The 1,555-nt window shown below is 35.8% G+C and carries 1 protein-coding gene; it reads left to right on the top strand.

The features are described 5' to 3' along the window. Positions 1-1,379 (top strand): calcium-binding protein (locus BZK16_RS13810; protein ID WP_269845034.1); only part of this gene is annotated, 1,379 nt, incomplete at its 5' end. Positions 1,380-1,555: the final 176 nt, after the last annotated feature.

The raw sequence follows: 1,555 nt of genomic DNA, 5'->3' as shown, positions 1-1,555 counted from the left end.
TTTCAGTGAATAACTACAAACCTATATGGAATGGTCTATTGACGATAATTGGTGATGATATAGGTAAGACATATAATGGCAGTGAAGGTTCAGATACTATCTATGCAGGTGCAGGTAATGACACCATATTAGGTGGTAATAGCGATGACATATTACATGGTGGTGATGGAAACGATATAATAAATGGCGGCATGGGTAACGATACTTTATATGGTGGTAATGGCGATGACACATTACACGGTGGATATGGCAATGACACATTTATCGGTGGTAAAGGCGATGATCTTCTAGTCGGCGGGCGTGGAAATAAAACATATATTTTCGCGAAAGGTGATGGTAACGACACCATTAATAATTTTGATACCCAAAATACAGTATCAGATGATATTGACGTCATTAAGTTTACGGATGTTAAGAGTGATGAAGTCTCTTATCGTGGCGAGAACTATGATTTGATCATTGATTATGGCAATGGCGATAGCATTCGCATTCAAGGATTCTTTATCAGTGGTTGGGAAAAGATCGATGAAATTCATTTTGCTGATGGCATGGTTATTACTCTGACAGATCTACAATCTAAACCTATAGTAGTGAATGTTTCAGTGAATAACTATGAGCCTATATGGAATGGTCTATTAACGATAATTGGTGACGATATAGGTAAGACATATAATGGTAGTGAAGGTTCAAATACTATTTATGCAGGTGCAGGTAACGACACCATATCAGGTGGTGATGGAGATGATACATTACACGGTGGTGATGGAAACGATATAATAGACGGTGGCATGGGTAACGATACATTATATGGTGGTAATGGCGATGACACATTATACGGTGGGTATGGCAATGACACATTTATCGGTGGTAAAGGTGATGATCTCCTCGTTGGCGGACGTGGAAATAAAACATATATTTTCGCTAAAGGCGATGGTAACGACACCATTAATAATTTTGATACCCAAAATACAGTATCAGATGATATTGACGTCATTAAGTTTACGGATGTAAAGAGTGATGAAGTTTCTTATCGTGGTGAAAACTATGATTTGATCATTGAGTATGGCAATGACGATAGCATTCGCATTCAAGGATTCTTTATCAGTGGTTGGGAAAAGATCGATGAGATTCATTTTGCAGATGGTAATGTTGTTAAACAAAATGAGATCCAAGGCCTAATGGATGCTCAAAAAGATCAATCTTTAGCGAGAACTATGAATATGGCTAATGAGGCATCTCCAATCACTGTAAATCAAGAATTGCACTCTTTGATCAGTGCAATGGCATCATTTGATTCAGCTAACAGTACGAATGATGATTTTATAGTAACGAGTGATCAATCTTTATCTAAGGCAATGTTGACAACGTCAATTTATTAATTTATTTGTAATTTTTACTGTATAAACCCCTAAAGAGATGACCTTTAGGGGGCTTTAATCATAGATTTATGATTAATATATGAAGTTTAGAACAGGTTGTTTAAATAAGATTAATGAAATTTATGATAAATAAATTACAGACTTTGAGAAACAAGTAGTAAAAAATATATCAATTC

Source organism: Wohlfahrtiimonas populi (genome assembly GCF_002006795.1).
GTDB classification, from domain to species: domain Bacteria; phylum Pseudomonadota; class Gammaproteobacteria; order Cardiobacteriales; family Wohlfahrtiimonadaceae; genus Wohlfahrtiimonas; species Wohlfahrtiimonas populi.
This window is presented reverse-complemented; position numbering and strand designations above follow the sequence as displayed.